This window comes from Microcoleus sp. CAWBG58 (assembly GCF_020883045.1).
Classification (GTDB): Bacteria; Cyanobacteriota; Cyanobacteriia; order Cyanobacteriales; family Microcoleaceae; genus Microcoleus.
Map to the genome: position 1 here is coordinate 82,553 of NZ_JAHRFA010000014.1, position 20,352 is coordinate 102,904.

Consider the following 20,352-nt stretch of genomic DNA (forward strand, 5'->3'; position numbering starts at 1 on the left):
CAAAGGGTTCGTAGTGCGGACTTTAGTCCGCAGCAGAAGAACGGACTAAAGTCCGCGCTACAAACAAACGGTTTTTGTGATGGTAATCGGCTGGACATGATATAAGACGGCGCTTGCAACCGCCCCTAGAGAAACAAAACCCACTTGATTGAGATTGCTAACTTAAGCTTATTGGTTTATAGCCACAAGCGGATAACTCGTCTCGCTAAGATTTTGGCAATCCCAAATCCCAAATCTAAAATCTAAAATCCTATTGTGCGACTTCAAGAATGATTTCTTGGAAGTTAATCACGTCCGATCGCGGATCGCAGTGAGTGACTTTGACTTCTAGCCGATCGCCAATTGCGATCGATCGACCAAACCGCATCGCCAACTCCAAACCCAAATCTTCCAACAAAATCAAAGCCAGATTGCTATCTTCCCTCAACCAGCGCAGCATCAAAGCTTCCCAAACCTCATCGGGATTGCGCCGCAAATATTCCAATCCCCAATAACGGTTTGTTTGGCGTTCCACGGTAGAGGCTTCTCTAACTGCGGTACCGAGACACATCACAATATCCTGTATTTCTTCGGCGGAAAAAGGCAGAGGTTCATCCCGCAGGTGGGCTTTAATTTGGAAGTGAGTCAGCAAGTCGGTATAGCGGCGGATCGGGGAAGTAACTTGAGTGTAGGATTCCAAACCTAAGCCTGCGTGGCGTCCGGGGGTCAGACCCATTTCGCTGCGGGGCATACAGCGGCGCACGGCGCAGGCGCGGGCTGGGCCAGCGGGCACGGCCAGCAGTTCTTCCTCTGGGGGGAGTTCCGGCTGCGGCTGATAGCGGTAGGGTATGGGCAGGCTGTGAGTTTGACCGTAGCGGGCTGCGACTTCGCCGGCTAAAATCATCATTTCGGCTACTAGCAATCTAGCTGTGGAGTCGTTGATGACGTGGATGTCGATCTCGTCGCCGTAGACTTTGATGACGGATTCGGGCATGAAAATGCTGATGGCGCCTTGGGCTTCGCGCCATTTTTGACGCAGTTTTGCCAAAGCCGCGATCGCACCTATTTCCGCTTCTGCTTCGATTCCCAACTCCAGCATTTCGTCTACGTCATCGTAGGTTAAGCGGTAGGTGGGTTCGATCGTGCTGATGTGGATGCTGTAATCTAAAACCGCCCCGGTTTCGTCTAAGGTAATGTTAAAGCTGAGGGCGCTGCACTCTTTACCTTGAATTAAACTCATCGGCCCGGTTGCCAAAGCCGGGGGAAACATGGGAATCATCCCCGTGGGCAAATAAACCGTAGTCGTGCGCTTTCTGGCTTCGAGGTCGAGTTCGTCTCCAGGGGAAAGCAAGCGAGTGGGATCTGCTATGTGTATCCAGAGTCGCTGCTGGCCGTTTTCGAGGAATTCTAAACTGAGGCCGTCGTCGATTTCCGTAGTGCTTTCGTCGTCGATCGTGTAAACCTTGAGGTGAGTTAAATCGAGACGATTTGTGTCCGAGTCAGTTGGGGGATTTTCTAGGCAGCTTTGGGCCACTTCTAATACCTTTGCGGAGAATTGTAGGGGAATTTGGCTTCGCCGCAAAAACAGGTTTTCGTGGGTACTCCACAGGCCGAGATCGACTAGGAGTTGAAATGCTGCTTCGGGGTTTTCGGGACGTTGTAAGCTGGCTAAAGTTTCTAAGGCCGGCGTGCGGTGAGTTGCTTCTTCTCCGAGGGTGGCAAAGCGTTCTAGGGCGTCGAGGCGAGTTCGATCGCTAGTTGCCCAATCTACATTATTTTCCCCAGCCAGCCGCTGTTTGACTCGATCCCAAAATCCTTGAGATTCTTGGTGTCGCTGCTGTTCTACTTCTTGCTGGTGTTTGATTTCGGCTACTTGGGCAATTGGTCGGGGCTCGTACCGATCGCCCTTTTGCTTGAAATACAGTTTGTCTGTTGACAGCAAACAGTAAGCTGCATAACATTGCGCCGGAGTGCGATCGGAAAATAGCAGCATTGCCAGGGCTTCTGGATCTGTATTTTCTCCGTCGCCCACTAGAAGTTCCCAAGCTACTTCTAGACTCGACGGATCTGAGAAAGCTTCTACTTCTTTAAGAAATTTGGAAATGTCGGAGGGTTTGTAAGTTTCTCCGACTGCTTCGTAGCTGATTTGTTTGGGCGGTATGCTGTGCGGTTGACCGTTTTCGTCTACCACTACCCAGTTTTTCTTGCCGTCGGGGCGATCGGCAACGGCCAGACGGCGGTCGCCGTGCACTCTAAATTCTACTAACGTTCCCTTCTCCACTTGCCCGCTTTATGTTTGAGATTTTGGATTTTTACAGTTGCCACTTATCGAGTTTCTTTGCTTCCGATTCTAGATTTTGGATGTTTACATTTTTTAAATCAATTGTCAAAACTAACATCTAAAAAGTTTTGCTTTTTGTGCTTTAGTTTTTAACTTTTGAGATTTTGATTAAGACTTACGCACCAGCGACTCAATACCAAATATTGCCAGCTATTAGCTACCATCGCTTCCGACAAAAAGACGTTGTTTTAGCGTAAGTCCTATTTTTGTCCAAAATCTAAAATCTAAAATCCAAAATCCAATTAGCCTTCTTGGTTTACGAAGGGCATCAAAGCTACAATTCTTGCTCTTTTGATGCTGCGGGTCAGGTCGCGCTGTTGTTTTGCCGTCAAACCGGTAATCCGGCGGGGCAAGATTTTACCGCGTTCTGTGACGTATTTTTTGAGCAAATCGACATCTTTATAGTCGATCGGGTCTCCTGGTTTGATTGGCGAAACGCGCCGGCGAAAGTAAGTCATTTTTTCGGGAATTGGTAATTGGGCATTGGGCATTGGTCTGCGCAGGGCATTGGCCAGACAGGGCATTGGTTACTCGTAGCTAATCACAAATAACAAATGACTAATGACTAATGACTAATGACTGCTGACTAATGACTATTTAATCTCTTTGTGAGCAGTGTGCTTGTTGCAATGGGGGCAGAACTTTTTGAGTTCCAGCCGTGCCGTCGTGTTGCGACGGTTCTTGGTCGTGGTGTACCGAGACACGCCTTTGGAGCGTTTGCTCGCGTTAGTTCGGCACTCAGTACACTCTAGGGTAATTATGATGCGGACGCCTTTAGCCATAATTCTAAATAAATTTCGACTAATTTAAACACAATTTACTATCGTCTCACATTTGTCTGCACTTGGTCAAGCAATCTTCTGACTTTGATGTCGAGGGAGTAGCCGCGCTTGGTTCCGATGACGATCGACTGCGCCAGTCGATCGTGAAAAGCTTGGGGAAACCTTTCTGCGTCGGTGAAAGCAACGCTACAGTCGATCGCCAATGGTAACATCAGCAGCAAGACGCCCGCGTTGGTGGAGGTGAGTCCAGCTACACCCGCGAAGGCTAGGGCGGCGCAAAAGCCCAGCAATGCCTCGCGCTTGCACAATTCTTGCACTCCAGGAGTCCGTTGGAATCTGGGATCGAAAATTTTCATGTCCAGGGCCCAGCGCCCGAGACTTTGACCTTGGTTTTTCCTGACGATAGCTACGCGCATTATCATCCACAGCAGGACAAAAAAGATCGTTTGGGCGATCGGATTTGTACCGAGAATCAAACTAGGTATCCAAACGGCGATCGCGTCGATGCAGAAGGCACCGGCGCGGCGTTCGAGCGATACTTTGGGTAGGAGGGGAACTAGGTCGGAACTCATGGGTCAAAAGGGCGATCGCCATTAGCTACTTTTTTATCTTAAACTGTTCAGCCGGTCGATCGGTCTAAATCAAACTAAATCAAAGTCAAAGCCCAGCCCTAATTCTTCAAGCAGAAAATGGATTTTCGCCGATTCCCAACAGCATTTTCGACTTTTCCACCTCTTCCCAAAGTGTTTTGATTTGAATAAACGCCTCTTCCACAGGCATTTTGCCGTTTGATACCAAGGCACTGATGTAACCCACCCGCTGCGAAAACTCTTGTAAATTCGCATTAAACACCAAATTCTCTGGCTTTATTTCACCGTAGTAACGATTTTTAGGATATAAAAAATCTGAAATTGCTACCATTACTTTAACCTTCCCTGAAAACTTGTTTCTTGAATATCTAAGTATGTAGACGGAATTAAACGAACAATGTAACAGTATGCAAACAGGCTTGTGTCAGCCAGTAGAAAACGTTTAGACACTTTACAATTGTTTATTTACAATTGTTTACATAGTTGTGTTTGAAAGCGCCGACTTACTTGTGAACAGATCTATAATATAAACCGCGCTTATCTTCTATAGTTGTGCTGCAAGTAGCAAAAATTATGTGAGATTTGGCGGAGTTTTTTGTGACTCGAATTACAAATAGAGATGGCAGTTGACAGTTGACAGTTGACAGTTGACAGTTGACAGTTGACCATGGGAGAGCGACCTCTACCTAGAACGAAGAGGATTGAAGTAATGAATAGTCTGATTTTAATTTCTCCTTCAAAGGCTTGAGGTTTTCAACCAATTATTTACGATCGAAGCATAAGTAATTTCACCTAGAAAACTTGGACAGGGGAAATCTATCGATTTTAGATTGTGGATTGTGGATTTGCTCAGAAACTGGTGTTTGTCCGTAAATTCTGACTGAAGTAAATCAGTGACAAAAAGCCCAAAAATCGATATGATTATTGGCGACCTCAATAGTTAGACTTTTACTAAAAAACTCCATAATGTCTGCAAATGTGCGATCGCCCCGTCCCAAATCCCCGCTGAAGCAAGTGTTAATCAGGCTTGTCCTCGGCGTAATTGCTGCTGTTATCGCGTTTAACATTCCTCACTCCTTAATTCCCGTGTTTAGAGAACCTGTATCCCAAGCATCGCCGCCGCCAGAAATCCAAAACGTGCTCGCCGGGAAGCGCAGAATTGTGACTGTGGGCGACAGCATCACCGAAGCGGGGAAATACCCAGGAGGTTACGTTTGGCTGCTGGAACGCTATCTGAATGCCCTGTATCCCGATCGCAAAATCGAGATCGTCAACGCGGGAATCTCCGGTAACAAGGCGAGTGATATGCAAGCGCGGTTTCAAAAAGATGCGATCGACAAAAAGCCAGATTTAGTCACGATCAACGCCGGAGTCAACGACGTTTGGCACGCTTTCTTCGACTTCCAAAACCTGCAATTTCATCCCCAAGGCAACTTAGCTGCGGGAGTACCGCTAGCAGATTATATAGACAAAATAACTCAAATGGTGCTGGCAGCAAAAGCCGCAGGAATTAGAGTCGTACTGCTTTCTCCTACTCCGATTCGCGAGATTCTCGACGGCCCGGAAAATCGCAGGTTGCAAGAATATGTTGCCGCGATGCGAGAAATTGCCAAGCAAAACCAGTGTTTATTTATCGATTTGAATGCGCCTTTTCGGGAAGTGATCGGAACCTATCAAAAACACGCCGGCAAAACTCTAAATTTGTTAGCAGCCGATGGAGTTCACCCAAATCCGTCGGGATATCGAATCATTGCTTTTACTATCTTGCGCGGTTTGGGAGTACCCGCTAAGGATATTGAAAATTTGCAGGTAAAAAATTGACAGTTGTTAGTTGTTAGTTGTTAGTTGTTAGTTGTTAGTTGTTAGACTTATCCAAAAATTATTGTGCAGCAGGGATTATGCCTGTTCAAGACGGGAGCATCTCATTTTGGTAAAAAGCATTTTTTCTTTGAGTGCGAGCGGGACAGCACTACAAATGCAAAACTGAGATGCTTCCGTTCAAGACAGACTTTTATTGATTCCCTGTTTGGCCAATTCCCAATGCCCAATGCCCAATTCCCTGTTTGGCCAATTCCCTGTTTGGCCAATTCCCTATTCCCGTTATCACTCAATGGGCGGATGATAGCGCTTCAACCAACAGCTACCGATAATCACCAACGCTACCACAACGATCATTTCCGTCCAAAAAAACGATAGGAAATCGCTAGCAGTTCCCACTGGCGGAACTCCCGGTTGAGAGTTGCGAATACCGGGAAAAGCAAACAACATCACACCAGTCCAACTCAACATTCCGACTTCCGGTAACTTCCCCGATTTCATCACCTTTAATGCTAGCAACAGCGCCATGATTGACAGCACCCACATAATCACAATAATCACTATGGCAAAAAATTTTACCGGGAGCGATCGCGTGGCAGAAATATCGATATAAATAAAGATAGATGAATTCTCTTCCATTGGCTTATAACTGATATCGAAGCCGGGAACATCAGCATTAAACTTAAATTCCAGCGGCACAGGATTTAGTTGGAAGGGAGCAAACTGTTTGCCAATTGAAGCCAGCGGGTCAATTGAAATAGCTACTTTAGCAATGTGCGTGTCAAAGGGATAATTGTTGATTTTTCCCTTGACTAAGTTAAACTTTAATGCTGGGACAATCATCGGTTTGCCTTCTTTAAAGCTAATTTCCGAATCCTCGATATTGGCACCGTTAACTGTCATTAATAAATCTTGAGCCGGGTAAGTAGGCCCTTTTTTATAAATACCTTTGAGCTCGAACTGCAAGCGGGTTTCTAATTCGTTTTTAATCGGGTCTACGCCAATTACGGTCATTTTGACCTCAACCAAGCCTTTGGGGGCTACAGCGGTATCTGGAGAGGGGCTGTAAGGCTCTTGGGCATTAGCATTGTGAGAGTAAATAGATAAGATAATTGCAAAACTTAGGGCGAGGCTGCAAATTAAAATAAGTATTTTTTTGAAATTAATTTTATTGATAGTTTGCATTAATTATGGATATTTTATGTCTCGAACTGTTGTTAGCATTCCCCGCAATACAAAAGGTTCGTAGTGAGGACTTTAGTCCGCATCCGTCAGAGGACTAAAGTCCTCACTACAAACAAAAGGTTCGTAGTGAGGACTTTAGTCCGCATCCGTCAGAGGACTAAAGTCCTCACTACAAACCAATTTGATCTTAGTTCTCAGGAAGCAGTACGTTTGGTGTAAAACTGCCGTGCAAACCGTAGGGAATGTGCTGTTTTAAATGCAGGCGCGCTAGGGGGCCTTTGGTGATGTCGCGGGCATCTAGAATCGCTAAGGTCGATCGATGATTAGCCGCATCATACATCAAAACGAGCAGCCAACCGTCATCCTCAGCCACAGCATCGGGACGGGGAACAAAAACTGGTTCCCCCGCAAAGCCGCGCGGCGCCACACTCCAAACTTGCCTCTCACCCGTGTGGAAATCTATTTTAAGAATAGCTTGCAAAGGAGCATTCCCAGTGGGAGAGTCAGCGGCGCCGATGTAAAGATATCGGTAAGGTTGTCCGACATTATTCGGATGCAAAGTCGGAAACTCGCAACACCGAGTTTCAACAACTTGATGCTGCACGGTTTTGTCTTGCAGATTTAACTTGAACCGCCACAATTCTCCCGCTGGAATGCTGTTAAAATCAATCTCCAGAAAATCGCCGTCATGTTCTACGGTTGGAAATGATTCGTAGCAAACTGAATCTACAAAAACTTCGCCATTTTCTTCCCAGGCGTTGCAGTGGTGGAACACAAAACAAGGTTCTGTTTCTAATATCTTCACCTCGTCAGTGCCGTTGCGCGGAATTAAAATTGCTTGGGTGGGCTTGTTTGGCGAAAATTGAATGCACTGGGCTGCACTCCGAAATCCTAATAGGAAAAGTAGGGGGTTGAAGCTGACAGGATTTTGGAAGAAGATGCAGTAATTCTCGGTAATTACCATGTCGTGCAGGAAGGCAAAACCCGGGATTTCGTGGGCGTGTTTTTGTAAAAGTTTGCCGCTTTCGTCGAGTTCGTAAATCGCGATCGTACTTGACAAACCGGGCTTGACGGAAAAGTTGACTAATGTGTCTCCTTTACCATTTTTCCCTTTTTCAATTCTGGGGTGGGCGGCGAAGGCTTCACCGGGTTGTAAAATCCCATCTAGGGTGTCTAATCCGAGGGTTTCTAGGCTGCGGGGGTCGAGTCTGTAGGGCTGTGCTGCTTCCCAGAGTGCTAGCAGTTTGTCGCCCCAATAAATGATGTTTGTGTTGGCGATGTTTTTGATTTTGACATCAAAGATGTTGGCTAACCAGCCTCCGGGTTTCTGTGTGCCGAATACGCCTCGGTGCAGGATTTTTCCTGATTTTTGTTCGGCGAGATAGCCTTCGGTGCGGACGAATCGGTTGCGGAAGTGGGCGCGTTTTTCGGAAATTGCGATCGCACAAACCATGCCATCGCCGTCAAAGGGGTGGTGGATGCGCGATCCGTTGACATCCAACAATCCGGGCCCGTTGCGAAAGAATGTGCCTTGTAAGCCTTCTGGGATCTCGCCTTCGATGTTGTCAATCCAGTAGTCGGCTTCGTTGGGTTGCGATTCGTAGCCGCGCTGCCAGTCTTTGCGATCGTATGATAGGTTTTGAGCTACTGTTTGAGGTTGGGGAATTTGTAGTTTTTGCATTGGTGGCATCAGCTTTTATTTGTTTAACCGCAGAGAGCGCAGAGGACACAGAGAGGTTCAACAGTTGACAGTTGACAGTTGACAGTTGGATAGCTACCTCTACTTATTTATAAAGAAGAGGATTGAAACAGTGAATGATTTTGTTTGATTTCCCCCTCGAAGGAGGAGGCTTAAAACCCATTCTTATGGGCAAAAGTGAGAGAGTCACAGAGTTGAAAACACTGTTCAATTTATCTGTTGCAGAACTTTCTTTATTTACTATCTGCGGTGAGGTTTTCGGACATTACTGTTGGCACTAAGTCGGGAAAGTATTCGGGCATGAAATGTTGTCCGCCCGGTTTTGCACAGCCGAGTTCGGGTTCTAATACTGGGAGAGATTGTTGGTAGTTTGGATCTCCACTTTCTGTACTTTCTGCCGGGAGCCAGTTTAAGAAGGGAAGAGGTAGCAGTGTGGAGAGGTTGGCGATCACTACTAGCAGCCAGAGGTTGTCGAAATTGCGATCGGTAATTCCGAGCCAGTGTGTCAAAATTGCACCTCCTTCGTAGGAAATAATTCCTGCTAAATTGGTGACAGACATCAGCACTGCAAATAAGGTTGCTTCGACGCCGGGAGGACACAACCGCGCTGATAGTACCAGCACGGGCATATAAGCAATTTGTCCGATTACTGTCAGGATCAGGCTGTCTCCGATGCTGAACCATTGGTCGTCAATTCCTAATGCTCGGTTGGCATGAGTTACTAATAATAATGCAGTCATGCCCAAGGCACTTGCAATGACTGTTGACCAGCCGAAAATGACTCGAAATGGAATTGCTTTGAGGTAGCGCTGAAACAGCCAAATGCCAACGAGGGCGGCTATGCTGGTGACGAGGCGCACTCGTCCGAGAAATTCTGGTTGAAAGCCTAATTCGTTGGTGGTGAAAAAGAAGAAGGCGGAGTCGGAGCTTGGTGTGGCTTGCCACAGAAATAGAAAGGCGGTGGGCAACCAAATTGTTTTTTGGGTAACAGCTTGCCGCAGTTGTTTTAGTTGGTCTTTTACTGTTTCAAAGTCGGTTCTTTTGTTGACTTTTTCTTCGGTAATTAACCAGGCTGTGGTTGATACGATGAGCGGGAAAGATGCGGTGATTAAAAAGATGGTGTGGGTGCTGAAGTGTTGCAGCAGGGAACCGCTGAGGTAGGCGGTAATTAGTCCGCCAATGGCTGATGCCCCCCAAGATAAGGATTGCAGGGAACCGGCGTCGCTAACTGTTTCTTTTCTCGCTCTTTCTACTACTAGGGAGTCGGCGATTACGTCGCTGACGGCTAGTGAAAGGGAACTTAGGGCGATCGCCCCTGTAGCGGCCAGTGGCGTGTGTACAATTGTTGCGAGGCTCACCCATGCTGCCGTTCCCAACAGCCCGGAGAGGACGATGTAAGGGCGTCTGCGGTAGCCGAATATGGGCAACCCGTCGGACATGAAGCCGAACACAGGTTTGATAATCCAAGGTAGGGCGACGACGCCCAGCATGGCTGAGACTTCGGCGGGAGTCATGCCGAGTTCGTCTTTGAGGAAGAAGCTGACGGCTAAGCGGGCTAGTCCGAGGATGCCTTGGACGAAATAAATCAGTAAGATGGCTATGAGTTCGGGGGTTGGCTCATTCCCGAAGAATACTTTTTCTTTTAAGGATTCTTTGAGTTTGCTGGCGCCAGAGGGGGAAAGGAGCATTTGAGCAATATTTCTTAATGAATCTCAATATTTATAACACATTCTTAATGAATTGACAGTTTACTGTTGAGAGTTGACGGTTGTGACGGTTGTCAGTTGACGGTTGACTGTTGTCAGAAGAAAAAGGGACGCAACGGTTTCAGCAATTAGGAATTTAGGAATTTCGCGATCGCCACAAGAGGTTGCTACGATTGTAATTACTCTGAATTTAATGATTTTTTGTATCAATGAAAGCAGAAATTACAATTGTCTCTCTGGCAGTAGCTTGGATTTTAGGATTGGGCGCTAATTTAGCCTTGGCTTTACCTGTTGCTAATGGGCAAGGAGATTATACGGGGCTGCTGGCGAGACAGCGGGGAAACAGGCAGGTGAATTGGGTGGTTGTTGACTCGGATTCTCAAGGATTAAATTGTCGGATGGCCCAGAGGTTTCGATCGATCTCTGTTGACGGCGTTGATGCGCCCGATGAGTTATTTGCAAAAAATAAACATAATGTTTCGCAGTGGCCTGTGGTGACTACTTTTCGGCGCGGAGAGCGGTTGGAAGCGGTGACTGGAAATAATGCCAATCAAATTATGATTGCTGACTCTAATGGTAAACCTTGGTTGCCTATTTCCACGGATAAGGGTAATTGTTTTGTGCGGGCTAACAGCCGTTTTGTTAAGCCTGTTCGGGAAAATCCTACTACTTTGAAACCTTTGGAATAGAGAAATGAACCGCGAAGGCGCGAAAAACGCGAAGGAAGAGAAAGAAGAGAAGGAGTTTTGTATGATTGTTAATCCTAAAAATGTCCCAGAAAGTACAGGCTCAAATTATCCTGAGCAATTCAAATCTGCTGTTGCGGGAAGAGTTAAAAAACGCTTGGGTGATGCTGCGGGTTTGCAGAATTTTGGGGTAAATTTGGTGAGGCTGGCGCCGGGAAGTTGTTCTGCTCTGAGACATTGGCACTCTCGTCAAGATGAGTTAGTCTATGTTCTGGAAGGGGAAGTTACTCTGATTACAAATGCTGGTGAGGAAGTGCTGCAACCTGGTATGGCGGCGGGTTTTCCGGCTGGTGATGCCGACGGGCATCATTTAGTCAACCGATCGCCTGCTGATGTTGTTTATCTCGAAATTGGCGATCGCACTCCTGATGATTCAGTGACTTATCCAGATGAGGATTTAATTGCTAAAGCGGGCGATAATGGTTGGATTTTTACGCACAAAAATGGCGAGATTTATGAGGATTGAAAGTTTATGAGTCAAGTCAATCTTTGGAGTTCAGCGGAACACGCTTTGTGGTATCTTGCTAAGGCTGATGGTATTCCTCACCGCACGGAAGGTGAAGCGGTTTTGTTGGAGGAAGTGCCGAAAGATATCAAGCGCATTCTAGATGTGGGTACGGGAGACGGGCGGTTGTTGGGTTTGCTAAAGTGCAATCGCCCGAATGTTGAATCTGTGGCGATCGACTTTTCGCCGACTATGTTGGAAAAAGCCCGCATTCGCTTTGCTGATGACAATACTGTCACGGTAATCGAGCACAATTTTGACGAACCTCTGCCGGATTTGGGCAAGTTTGATGCGATCGTTTCTAGTTTTGCCATCCATCACGTTGAGGACGATCGCAAACGTTCGCTTTACGCCGAGATTTTCGAGCTTTTGGAACCCGGAGGCATTTTTTGCAATTTGGAACACGTAGCGTCCCCAACAGAGGCTTTGCATCAGAAGTTTCGAGAGGCACTAGGTATTAGCGATTCGCCCGACGATCCTTCTAATAAATTGCTGGATGTGGAAACACAACTAAGTTGGTTTAGAGATATTGGTTTTGACAATGTAGACTGTTATTGGAAATGGCGGGAACTAGCTTTATTAATTGGGGTGAAACCTGTTTAGTTGGGGTGGAATACAGCATTCGTAAAAGCGTGTTAACTTAATGTCCAACGTAGTACCAGTCGGCTGTCTAACTATTAGATATTCGATCCCCCCTAGCCCCCCTTAAAAAGCAGGACAGTTTTATTGTCGTCAGACTTAGGTACGTAGTTGGGATTTAGCCCTCTTTATAAGATTAGGAAAGAGGGCTAAAGCCCAACTACGTACCTTCGCCATCAGCATTTTTTCTTCTTCCTTTCATTACTCCAATACTCTTCATTTTAGCTATATCTCGCTCTCAAACTGTCAATTGTCAACTGTCAACTGTCAACTGTTAAATAGCTGTGTCTGATAATGAACCTGCACCGCATTTGCACCTGCTTTCTAGCTTTGAATTGGGATGGAATGGTTTGAATCTGATTTATGAGCTAGAACCTGCTGATGAAATGCCGGAAACTGATTTAGAACACCACTTTATTCTCATCGCTGAAAATGATTTTCGGGCGAGTTTTATGTTAAATGGAAGTTGGCAAGAGGTAGATTATGCCAGCGGCGATATTGCGATTATTCCTGCTACTCAAAGTATTCCGAGAACGTTTGTCGATCGCGAAGTTCCATTAATCGAGCTGTTTCTCGCGCCTGAAATGCTGGCGCGCGCTGCTTTTGACTCTGGGGATGCAGATAAAATTGAGCTCGTGCCGCAGTTGCACCTGTGCGATCCGTTAATTCAGCATATGGGGCTGGCTTTGAAGCAAGAATTAGCAGCCGGAGGCGCAGACAGTCGCCTGTATGCAGGGTCTATGGGGACAGCGCTTGCTGTGCATTTGCTGAGGCGTTACTGTTCTTTTACTCCTGAAATTAAAAACTATACGGGCGGGTTGTGCAAGTATCAGCTACGGCAAGTATTCAATTATATTGACGAACATTTAGACGATAATTTGAGTTTGGAAAAACTGAGCAATCTCGTGCAGATTAGTCCGCATTATTTTGCAAGTTTGTTCAAGCAATCTACAAAAATTACACCGCATCAATATGTGGTGAAATGCCGCATAGAGAGAGCGAAGCAGTTGCTGCGGCTGCGGGAGTTGACACTTGTAGAAATCTGCCACCAAGTCGGATTTCAAAGTCAAAGTCATTTGACCAGAGTGTTTCGCCAACAGGTTAAAACTACTCCAAAGGCTTATAGAGATGCGCTTTGAAGGTTGGGAAGATTAGGACATTTTTGGGAAGATTCGGCAAGACAGCGGCCACGGGCGATCGCTAAATTTAGTATGCACTGAAATTTTGTCCTGTTAATTGCCGGCAATCATAAGGTTCGTAGTGAGGACTTTAGTCCTTTCTTGGATGCGGACTAAAGTCCTCACTACGAACCTATTTTTTCATGGTGTTCGATTGGACAGGATCTGAGAATTTATTGTAAGGATTCACCACGGATGAAAGATCGTAAATTTGCTGTTGAAGGATGGAGAATTGTTGGTCTGTCTGCGCTGACAATTGGGATTATGCTTGCTGTGATTTGGCTGATTTACGGTGTTGATGAGACAGCGATGCGGTTGGCGATTCGAGCAACTGCTCGTACTTCGTGTATCTTATTTCTATGTGCTTTTGTGGCTTCGTCACTTCGCAGGCTGTGGCCAAATATATTTACACAGTGGCTGTTAAAAAATCGCCGCTATTTCGGCTTGTCGGTGGCTGTGTCGCATACGTATCACGCGATCGCCTGGACTGGCTTGTGGTGGGCAACGAATGGCGCGTCGCCCGGGTTTGACCCTCTGGGGATATTGGGCTACGTGTTCCTGTTTGCAATGACTGTAACATCTTTTGAGCGATCGGCAAAATGGATCGGTCAACGGGCCTGGAAGATTCTGCACAATGCTGGAATGCACTATTTCTGGCTGGCTTTTACCTTTGAATTTGGGATCAAGATTTTCAAATCGGCGATCGTATATTTACCTTTGACAGGGTTGCTAATTGCAGCAATGATGCTCCGCTTAGTTTCTCCGAGAATACAGAGAAAATTAGTTGGTTAGGACTTGACTAATAAAACTGGTTCGTAGTGAGGACTTTAGTCCTGATTTCTGAGGACTGAAGTCCTCACTACGAACCTATTGCTGGTTTGTAGTGAGGACTTTAGTCCTGATTCCTGAGGACTGAAGTCCTCACTACGAACCTATTTTATCTGCTTTGTGTGTTAGTCCTGTGAATTAAATTAAGTCGGGGACTTTAGGTTTAATTCGGCGCTCGTACCAGTTCATTAACGGGGTGGCGCTAATGCCGTGCACAATCACAGAAATTACGATCGTAGTAAAAGTAATCCAGGCAATTTTTTCGCCGATTTCGCCTTTCAAGCCGTGACCGAAAGCATAGGTAAGATAATAGATTGAACCGACGCCGCGAATGCCGAACCAACCGCAGAGCCAGCGGCTGGCGGGATGCAAGCGACTCCCGATCGTACTGATCCAAGCTCCCACAGGGCGAATAAAAAAGATTAACAATCCACCGATTAAAAGGGCGTAGCTTCCATGGGCAACGAGAGCTTCTAGGCGCAACATGGAACCCAATATTAAAATTGTTCCTACTTCCATTAACTTTTCTATGCGCTCGGTAAAGTGCAGTTGGGAAAGCGGTTTTTCGGGGTCGCGGTAACTGCGCTGCACTACAATTCCTGCTACAAAAACTGCGAGGAATCCGTAGCCGTTGACTACTTCTGTCAGGGAATATGTGAGCAGAATTGTGCTGAGGGCGATGAAATCTTCCATTAGTTCATCGGCGGGGCGGTAGCGTTGCAATCGGCGATCGATCCAACTGACGGCTTTGGCTACTAAAATGCCCATCACGATACCTGAGGCCCCCGCCCAAAGCAAGTCAACTGCTACCCACTGCGAAAACCAGTTCGGCCAATTGTTATCTTTTAGCGCATAAATGCCGAAATAAACAAAGGGAAAAGCTAAAGCATCGTTCAAACCGCCTTCTGATGTTAAGCCAAAACGCAATTCATCGCGATCGTCTATATCCGCTAACTGAACTTCTGAGGCTAAAACTGGATCTGTCGGTGCGAGAATTGCTCCCAATAAAATCGCTGGCCCCCAATCTAATTTGACAAACCAATGAGCGATCGCAGCAACAGCTAAAATGGAAATTGGCATTAAAAAACCGAGCAGCCGCGCTGTGGAATTCCAAGCCCAAAGTTGCAGCGGGCGATTCATTTTTAAGCCACAACTAAACAGAGAAACAATAACTACAAATTCTGTGAGTCTTTCTAAAAATTGAGCTTCGGGGCGCAATTCAATCAGCTTGACGCCATAGGGCCCCAATCCGATACCGACAATTAGATAAATTAAGGCATAAGATACCGGCAATCGCGAAATCCATCCCGAACCCAAGGTGACGGTGAGCAGGAGGATGCCAATCACTAGCAAGTTGAGTATGTAATGATCTACCATAGCGATCGCACTTTTAATCAGCTTTAACAAGTGCAATCTTGACAGATCGAAGCTTCTGGTACATCCGCCGAAAGCTAGAGCCTGCTATCCTCCGAAAGTTATATCTATCTGTTATTTGTTATCTGTTATCTGTTATCTGTTATAGCAATCCTCGCATCATTTACATAATTCTTGTAGGGGCAATCCCCCCGTGGTTGCCCGATAGATAGGAGGGTAGGCACGCACCATCCACTACCCCTACAAATCCTCATGAATCATTTAGGATTGCTATATCTGTTATTTGTTATTTGTAGCAACTGACTATTGACTGATGACTAATCACTGATGACTAATGACTTTTTTCGGTAGCGATGATGTGCAAATCTACGTGTTTGAGCGATCGCACTAACTTTTGAGTCAACGAGCCCCGCAGCAGCAAATTCCATCGCGATTGCTGGCTTTCGCCGATCACAATTTGAGTAATCCGATACTGTTTCGCTACATCTGCGATCGCTTTGGCTATATTATTGCCATTTAGCCGCAAAAATTGCCCGTTAAATTCTTTACAGAGTTTCTCACAAGTTTCAATATGCAAGCTTTCTGCTTTTGTTAAAAATCGGTCAGGATCGCTGACAAACATAGCATAAAAGGGGGCATTCATGTAATTAGCAAGCCTCGCGCCCCGCCGCAGCAGTTGCAAGGAATTGGGATAAGTCGATACGCATACTAAAACTCGTTCGTGAATGTTGCAAGATTGACCTTTTAAAGTTGCTGCATCGTCTTCAACACTATCTGCTACCTCCCGCAGCGCCAGTTCTCGCAATGCAATTAAATGACGGCGCTGGAAAAAGTTTTTTAAAGATTGTTCTATTTTTTCAGGAGCGTAGATTTTGCCTTCTCGCAATCGTTCTTCTAAGGTTTCGGGCGTGACATCAATAACGACTATTTCGTCAGCTTCTTCTAGAATGCGATCGGGCACTCGCTCTCGCACTACAACTCCCGTAATTCTCGCTACTAAATCGTTGAGACTTTCTATGTGTTGAATGTTGAGGGTGGAGAAAACATCTATCCCTGCTTTCAGAATTTCTTCGACATCTTGATATCGCTTTTCTCGCAGAGAACCGGGAACGTTTGTATGAGCTAGTTCGTCTACTAATGCTAGTTGAGGGCGGCGTTCAATCACCGCCTCTGTATCCATTTCTTTCAGCATTTTTTCACCGCGCAGCATTTGTTTTTGCGGCACTATTTCCAGTCCCTCGCCTTTGGTTGCTGTCTCTTTCCGCCCGTGGGTTTCTAACAGTCCAACGGCGACATCAATACCTTCAGATTTGAGTCTGTGCCCTTCTTCCAGCATTCGGAAAGTTTTGCCGACACCGGGGGCCATTCCGATAAAGATTTTGTGCTTTCCCCGGCGGTGAGGGCGATCGTAAGTGCGATTCGGTTGGGCGTAAATAGGGTCGGAATGGTTGCTGAGTTCGCTAGAGTGAATCATAGCAGTTAGCAGTTAGCAGTTAGCAGTTGACAGCGTTAATCAGTTGACAGTTGACAGTTGACAGTTGACAGTTGACCAATAACCAATAACCAATGACTAATAACAACTGAATACTGACTACTGACTACTGACCACTGAGTATTATAAACCGTCGAGAGCCAAATTTAGTTTGAGGACGTTAACTCCCGGTTCGCCAAAAATTCCCAGAAATCTGCCGTCTGTATTCTGGGCTACTAACATTTCGATTTGATTGACATTGAGCGATCGCACTTTTGCTACCCGTTCAATTTGCGCCCTAGCTGATTCTACGCTAATGTGCGGGTCGAGGCTAGAACCGGAAGTATAGACTAAATCTGCTGTCGGTTTGATACCAGATAAATTTAGGCGAGCCAACTCAACTTCCACGCCCTGAAAACCATCTTTTTCATTACCTCGCTTCAGCAAATCGGAGTTGCTAGGAGCAAGATTGCTCGCTCCGGAAACGCCCGTTCTCTGACTTAAGTTTTCTGCCTTTGTGGAGTCGTAATCTATTGCCACAAAGCTGCTGTAATTTGTGGTACTGGGGCGACCCCAAAAATATTTATCCGAGCCGAAAGACTGACCGATTAATGAGGAACCGACTACATCTCCTTTGTTGGTAATTAAACTGCCGTTTGCCTGGTAGTTGAAAGCCAGTTGACCGATTGCTAGCAGTATTAATGGATAAATAATCGCTGTGATTCCCCACAAAACTAAAGTAACACGAATAGCTCTGATTAATTCTCTCATAAATGACCTCAATGAAGGAAGTTCGGCAACGGATTCTGTAACGGATGTAACGGATGTCATGAAAAACTGGATGCTAGAAACCGGGTTTTTGCGGAAATATTTGGTTTGGCGGGCAGATTTGGTAAAAAACCCGGTTTCTCAGAGTCGGCGCGCCCTACACGCTCAACCTAAAATCTTTCTGGCTGAAAAATCACGACAAACAAATAAACTGCTAGTCCGATAATTACTAAACCCAAAAGACTTAAACCCCAGGCAGCTTTTTTAGTCAAACCTTCATCGGCAGCGGCATAAACAGCCGGGGCAATTATCAAGTTAAAGCACATTACTAGAAATAACTGCACCGGGATAGGGTGGCGCTGCCACAGCATTTGTCCTAACTCAACTGTTTCTTGAAAATCCCTCGGCAAAACATCATTTAGCAAATCATTTCGTTTCATAAATTCTCCGGGTTTGGGAAATAAATGTCTGTCTTTGTATTGGATTATTTTTGTGGGAAAATCGAGGCATAGCAAGAGTGATATCCGTTTCCAGGTAGAGCTGGGAAGAGTCATCCGCTACATCCGCTACAAAATCCGCTGCCGAACTTCTTTATGCTAATCCGATCGCAGCAATGAAAACATCAATAATTTTGATGGCGATAAACGGCGCAACTGCTCCGCCCAATCCGTAGATTAAAATGTTCCGCTGCAACAGTTGATTGGCACTTAGTGGTCGAAATTTAACCCCAGTTAGTGCCAGGGGAATCAAAGCGGGAATAATCAAAGCATTGTAAACTAATGCTGATAAAACCGCAGATTGACCGCTGGCTAAACCCATCACGTTCAATGCGCCGACGGGGGCAAACATTGCGGGAATAATTGCAAAATATTTGGCGATATCGTTGGCTAGGGAAAACGTAGTCAGCGCGCCGCGAGTAATTAGCAACTGTTTGCCAATTGTCACTAAGTCAATGAGTTTTGTGGGGTCAGAATCTAAGTCCACCATGTTCGCAGCTTCTTTGGCTGCTTGGGTTCCAGAATTCATCGCCAAACCTACGTTTGCTTGGGCTAGGGCGGGTGCGTCGTTGGTTCCGTCTCCCGTCATTGCTACTAATTTGCCCTCGGCTTGTTGCTTGCGAATTACTTCGATTTTGTCTTCGGGAGTGGCTTCGGCGATGAAGTCGTCTACTCCGGCTTCGTCGGCAATTACTGATGCTGTAATTCGGTTATCTCCGGTGAGCATGATGGTGCGAATTCCCATTTTTCGCAGTTGGTCAAACCGATCGCGAATTCCGGGTTTAATCACATCTTTCAAATAGATAATTCCGTAGGTGTCGTTACCTTGACAAACGCCTAACGGTGTGCCTCCAAGCCGGGAAACTCGCTCGTAAGCTTCATCGAGATCCGGGCCGATATTACCGCCGCGCGATCGCACAAAACCCTTCACCGCATCCACCGCGCCCTTGCGCGCCTCGGTACCATCAGCCAAATCCGTGCCCGACATCCGGGTTTTTGCCGAAAAATCAATGCCTTCAGATCCTTTGGGGTTAGTGCGATCGAAATCCACGACTGCGCCCAGATTTTGAGCCAAACGGACGATCGACTTTCCCTCAGGCGTATCGTCAAAAACGCTCGCAGTCAGCGCTACCTGCGCCACTTCTTGCAGCGAATGATTGTTTACCGGAATGAATTCCTCGGCTAAACGGTTGCCCAGGGTGATCGTCCCAGTTTTGTCCAAAATCAGCGTGTTCACGTCGCCGCAAGCCTCCACGGCGCGCCCGGAGGTCGCTATCACGTTAAATTGAGCGACGCGATCCATCCCCGCAATGCCGATCGCACTTAACAAACCGCCGATCGTTGTCGGAATCAGCGCCACCAGCAGCGAAATCAGCGTTACCACGCCCACAGGAGTTTTGACATAATTGCCCACGGGCGGAATCGTCGATACCACAATCAAAAACACCAGAGTCAGCACCGCCAGCAGCACCGTCAGCGCGATCTCGTTGGGCGTTTTCGAGCGTTCAGCGCCCTCTACCAGCGCGATCATCCTGTCCAAAAATCCCTTACCGGGGTCGGCCATCACCCGCAGAGTCAACTCGTCTGAAAGGATGCGCGTACCGCCGGTAACGGAACTGGCAATGTCGGAACCCGGTTCTTTCAGTACCGGCGCCGATTCCCCGGTGATCGCCGATTCGTCTACAGATGCGACGCCTGCGATCACTTCGCCGTCGGCAGGAATGACATCGCCTGCGATCGCTTTAATTTGGTCGCCGCGTCGGAGAGATGTCGAACTAACTTCTTGAATTGAACCGTCTGGTAGGAGTTTGCGGGCTGTGGTATCTGCTTTTGTCGATCGCAGTGCATCCGCTTGCGCTTTCCCGCGGCCTTCCGCTACCGCTTCTGCAAAATTAGCAAATACCAAAGTAAAGAACAAAATGAACGTTACAAGGCCGTTAAACAGAACTTGATTGTTGCCGGGAACCGGGCCGAACAGCGTCGGATCGACGGTCAAAAGTGCAGTGACAATTGTGCCAACCCACACCACAAACATCACGGGATTTTTTAGCATCACCCGCGGGTCAAGTTTGACAAAAGCTTCTTTAAAAGCTCTTTGATAAAGACCTTTGTTATTTGCTTTTGGGGTGTGTTTGCGAGACTCGCGAGAGCCTCTTGAGCGGGGAGTTTTTTGAGAGTCCGGGGTATTGGAAGAAGCCATGATTTGGATTTTTTAATGAACCGCAGAGTACACAGAGAACGCAGAG

The 20,352-nt window shown here is 46.6% G+C and carries 20 protein-coding genes; 6 read left to right on the forward strand and 14 right to left on the reverse strand.

All coding sequences use genetic code 11. The features are described 5' to 3' along the window. Positions 1–250: 250 nt before the first annotated feature. The 6 genes from QZ918_RS08850 to QZ918_RS08875 form a co-directional block, all read right to left on the reverse strand. Entirely contained in the window at positions 251–2,260 is a 2,010-nt protein-coding gene (locus tag QZ918_RS08850; RefSeq protein WP_293333629.1) for a ribonuclease catalytic domain-containing protein, read from the reverse strand. 302 nt (positions 2,261–2,562) lie between these two features. Then, complete coding sequence (gene rpsR, locus QZ918_RS08855; protein ID WP_006631377.1) at positions 2,563–2,778, reverse strand: 30S ribosomal protein S18; 216 nt, start codon at positions 2,776–2,778, stop codon at positions 2,563–2,565. 135 nt (positions 2,779–2,913) lie between these two features. Continuing rightward, complete coding sequence (gene rpmG, locus QZ918_RS08860) at positions 2,914–3,102, reverse strand: 50S ribosomal protein L33 (protein ID WP_015175916.1); 189 nt, start codon at positions 3,100–3,102, stop codon at positions 2,914–2,916. A 38-nt stretch (positions 3,103–3,140) separates the two neighbouring features. Then, on the reverse strand, positions 3,141–3,674 hold the full coding sequence (locus tag QZ918_RS08865; RefSeq protein ID WP_293333632.1) for an RDD family protein: 534 nt from the start codon (positions 3,672–3,674) through the stop codon (positions 3,141–3,143). A gap of 106 nt (positions 3,675–3,780) precedes the next feature. Next, the gene (locus QZ918_RS08870) at positions 3,781–4,023 is read right to left on the reverse strand and encodes a DUF7219 family protein (protein ID WP_293145106.1); all 243 of its coding nucleotides are present in this window, start codon (positions 4,021–4,023) and stop codon (positions 3,781–3,783) included. A 206-nt stretch (positions 4,024–4,229) separates the two neighbouring features. After that, complete coding sequence (locus QZ918_RS08875; protein WP_293333635.1) at positions 4,230–4,361, reverse strand: hypothetical protein; 132 nt, start codon at positions 4,359–4,361, stop codon at positions 4,230–4,232. Positions 4,362–4,658: 297 nt separating this feature from the next. On the opposite strand from QZ918_RS08875, the gene QZ918_RS08880 reads away from it, so the two are divergent. Further along, complete coding sequence (locus tag QZ918_RS08880; protein ID WP_293333638.1) at positions 4,659–5,513, forward strand: SGNH/GDSL hydrolase family protein; 855 nt, start codon at positions 4,659–4,661, stop codon at positions 5,511–5,513. 282 nt (positions 5,514–5,795) lie between these two features. On the opposite strand, the gene QZ918_RS08885 is transcribed toward QZ918_RS08880, so the two are convergent. The 3 genes from QZ918_RS08885 to QZ918_RS08895 form a co-directional block, all read right to left on the reverse strand. Further along, positions 5,796–6,695 (reverse strand): DUF8686 domain-containing protein, encoded by a 900-nt coding sequence (locus tag QZ918_RS08885; RefSeq protein WP_293333641.1) that lies wholly within the window; start codon positions 6,693–6,695, stop codon positions 5,796–5,798. A 187-nt stretch (positions 6,696–6,882) separates the two neighbouring features. Then, positions 6,883–8,376, reverse strand: coding sequence for a carotenoid oxygenase family protein (locus QZ918_RS08890; RefSeq protein ID WP_293333698.1), 1,494 nt, complete (start codon positions 8,374–8,376; stop codon positions 6,883–6,885). Positions 8,377–8,627: 251 nt separating this feature from the next. Continuing rightward, complete coding sequence (locus QZ918_RS08895; RefSeq protein WP_293333644.1) at positions 8,628–10,082, reverse strand: folate/biopterin family MFS transporter; 1,455 nt, start codon at positions 10,080–10,082, stop codon at positions 8,628–8,630. A gap of 227 nt (positions 10,083–10,309) precedes the next feature. Here QZ918_RS08895 and QZ918_RS08900 point away from each other — a divergent pair, with 227 nt between their 5' ends. The 5 genes from QZ918_RS08900 (at position 10,310) to QZ918_RS08920 (ending at position 13,960) form a co-directional block, all read left to right on the forward strand. Beyond that, positions 10,310–10,789, forward strand: a complete 480-nt coding sequence (locus tag QZ918_RS08900; RefSeq protein WP_293333647.1) for a hypothetical protein — start codon at positions 10,310–10,312, stop codon at positions 10,787–10,789. Positions 10,790–10,793: 4 nt separating this feature from the next. Further along, entirely contained in the window at positions 10,794–11,312 is a 519-nt protein-coding gene (locus QZ918_RS08905; protein WP_293333650.1) for a cupin domain-containing protein, read from the forward strand. A gap of 6 nt (positions 11,313–11,318) precedes the next feature. Further along, entirely contained in the window at positions 11,319–11,954 is a 636-nt protein-coding gene (locus QZ918_RS08910) for a class I SAM-dependent methyltransferase (RefSeq protein ID WP_293333657.1), read from the forward strand. A gap of 320 nt (positions 11,955–12,274) precedes the next feature. Then, complete coding sequence (locus tag QZ918_RS08915; protein WP_293333660.1) at positions 12,275–13,129, forward strand: helix-turn-helix transcriptional regulator; 855 nt, start codon at positions 12,275–12,277, stop codon at positions 13,127–13,129. 234 nt (positions 13,130–13,363) lie between these two features. Next, positions 13,364–13,960 (forward strand): ferric reductase-like transmembrane domain-containing protein, encoded by a 597-nt coding sequence (locus tag QZ918_RS08920; RefSeq protein WP_293333663.1) that lies wholly within the window; start codon positions 13,364–13,366, stop codon positions 13,958–13,960. Between the two features lie 174 nt (positions 13,961–14,134). Here the strand turns inward: QZ918_RS08920 and QZ918_RS08925 are convergent, their stop codons facing one another. The 5 genes from QZ918_RS08925 to kdpB form a co-directional block, all read right to left on the reverse strand. Then, positions 14,135–15,403 (reverse strand): cation:proton antiporter, encoded by a 1,269-nt coding sequence (locus QZ918_RS08925; RefSeq protein WP_367275288.1) that lies wholly within the window; start codon positions 15,401–15,403, stop codon positions 14,135–14,137. A gap of 298 nt (positions 15,404–15,701) precedes the next feature. After that, on the reverse strand, positions 15,702–16,844 hold the full coding sequence (locus tag QZ918_RS08930) for a histidine kinase (protein ID WP_293333666.1): 1,143 nt from the start codon (positions 16,842–16,844) through the stop codon (positions 15,702–15,704). Between the two features lie 141 nt (positions 16,845–16,985). Then, complete coding sequence (kdpC, locus tag QZ918_RS08935; protein WP_527250391.1) at positions 16,986–17,672, reverse strand: K(+)-transporting ATPase subunit C; 687 nt, start codon at positions 17,670–17,672, stop codon at positions 16,986–16,988. A gap of 107 nt (positions 17,673–17,779) precedes the next feature. After that, complete coding sequence (gene kdpF / locus QZ918_RS08940) at positions 17,780–18,049, reverse strand: K(+)-transporting ATPase subunit F (RefSeq protein WP_293145140.1); 270 nt, start codon at positions 18,047–18,049, stop codon at positions 17,780–17,782. A 151-nt stretch (positions 18,050–18,200) separates the two neighbouring features. Next, entirely contained in the window at positions 18,201–20,306 is a 2,106-nt protein-coding gene (gene kdpB, locus QZ918_RS08945) for a potassium-transporting ATPase subunit KdpB (RefSeq protein WP_293333669.1), read from the reverse strand. Positions 20,307–20,352: the final 46 nt, after the last annotated feature.

Coding starts and splice junctions, on each gene's coding strand:
- kdpC (WP_527250391.1), bottom strand. CDS start 17,672: ATGACATCCGTTACATCCGTTACAGAATCCGTTGCCGAACTTCCTTCA.
- kdpF (WP_293145140.1), bottom strand. CDS start 18,049: ATGAAACGAAATGATTTGCTAAATGATGTTTTGCCGAGGGATTTTCAA.
- QZ918_RS08870 (WP_293145106.1), bottom strand. CDS start 4,023: ATGGTAGCAATTTCAGATTTTTTATATCCTAAAAATCGTTACTACGGT.
- QZ918_RS08880 (WP_293333638.1), top strand. CDS start 4,659: ATGTCTGCAAATGTGCGATCGCCCCGTCCCAAATCCCCGCTGAAGCAA.
- QZ918_RS08900 (WP_293333647.1), top strand. CDS start 10,310: ATGAAAGCAGAAATTACAATTGTCTCTCTGGCAGTAGCTTGGATTTTA.
- QZ918_RS08910 (WP_293333657.1), top strand. CDS start 11,319: ATGAGTCAAGTCAATCTTTGGAGTTCAGCGGAACACGCTTTGTGGTAT.
- QZ918_RS08895 (WP_293333644.1), bottom strand. CDS start 10,082: ATGCTCCTTTCCCCCTCTGGCGCCAGCAAACTCAAAGAATCCTTAAAA.
- QZ918_RS08920 (WP_293333663.1), top strand. CDS start 13,364: ATGAAAGATCGTAAATTTGCTGTTGAAGGATGGAGAATTGTTGGTCTG.
- rpmG (WP_015175916.1), bottom strand. CDS start 3,102: ATGGCTAAAGGCGTCCGCATCATAATTACCCTAGAGTGTACTGAGTGC.
- QZ918_RS08865 (WP_293333632.1), bottom strand. CDS start 3,674: ATGAGTTCCGACCTAGTTCCCCTCCTACCCAAAGTATCGCTCGAACGC.
- kdpB (WP_293333669.1), bottom strand. CDS start 20,306: ATGGCTTCTTCCAATACCCCGGACTCTCAAAAAACTCCCCGCTCAAGA.
- QZ918_RS08905 (WP_293333650.1), top strand. CDS start 10,794: ATGAACCGCGAAGGCGCGAAAAACGCGAAGGAAGAGAAAGAAGAGAAG.
- QZ918_RS08875 (WP_293333635.1), bottom strand. CDS start 4,361: ATGGTCAACTGTCAACTGTCAACTGTCAACTGTCAACTGTCAACTGCC.
- QZ918_RS08890 (WP_293333698.1), bottom strand. CDS start 8,376: ATGCAAAAACTACAAATTCCCCAACCTCAAACAGTAGCTCAAAACCTA.
- QZ918_RS08885 (WP_293333641.1), bottom strand. CDS start 6,695: ATGCAAACTATCAATAAAATTAATTTCAAAAAAATACTTATTTTAATT.
- QZ918_RS08930 (WP_293333666.1), bottom strand. CDS start 16,844: ATGATTCACTCTAGCGAACTCAGCAACCATTCCGACCCTATTTACGCC.
- rpsR (WP_006631377.1), bottom strand. CDS start 2,778: ATGACTTACTTTCGCCGGCGCGTTTCGCCAATCAAACCAGGAGACCCG.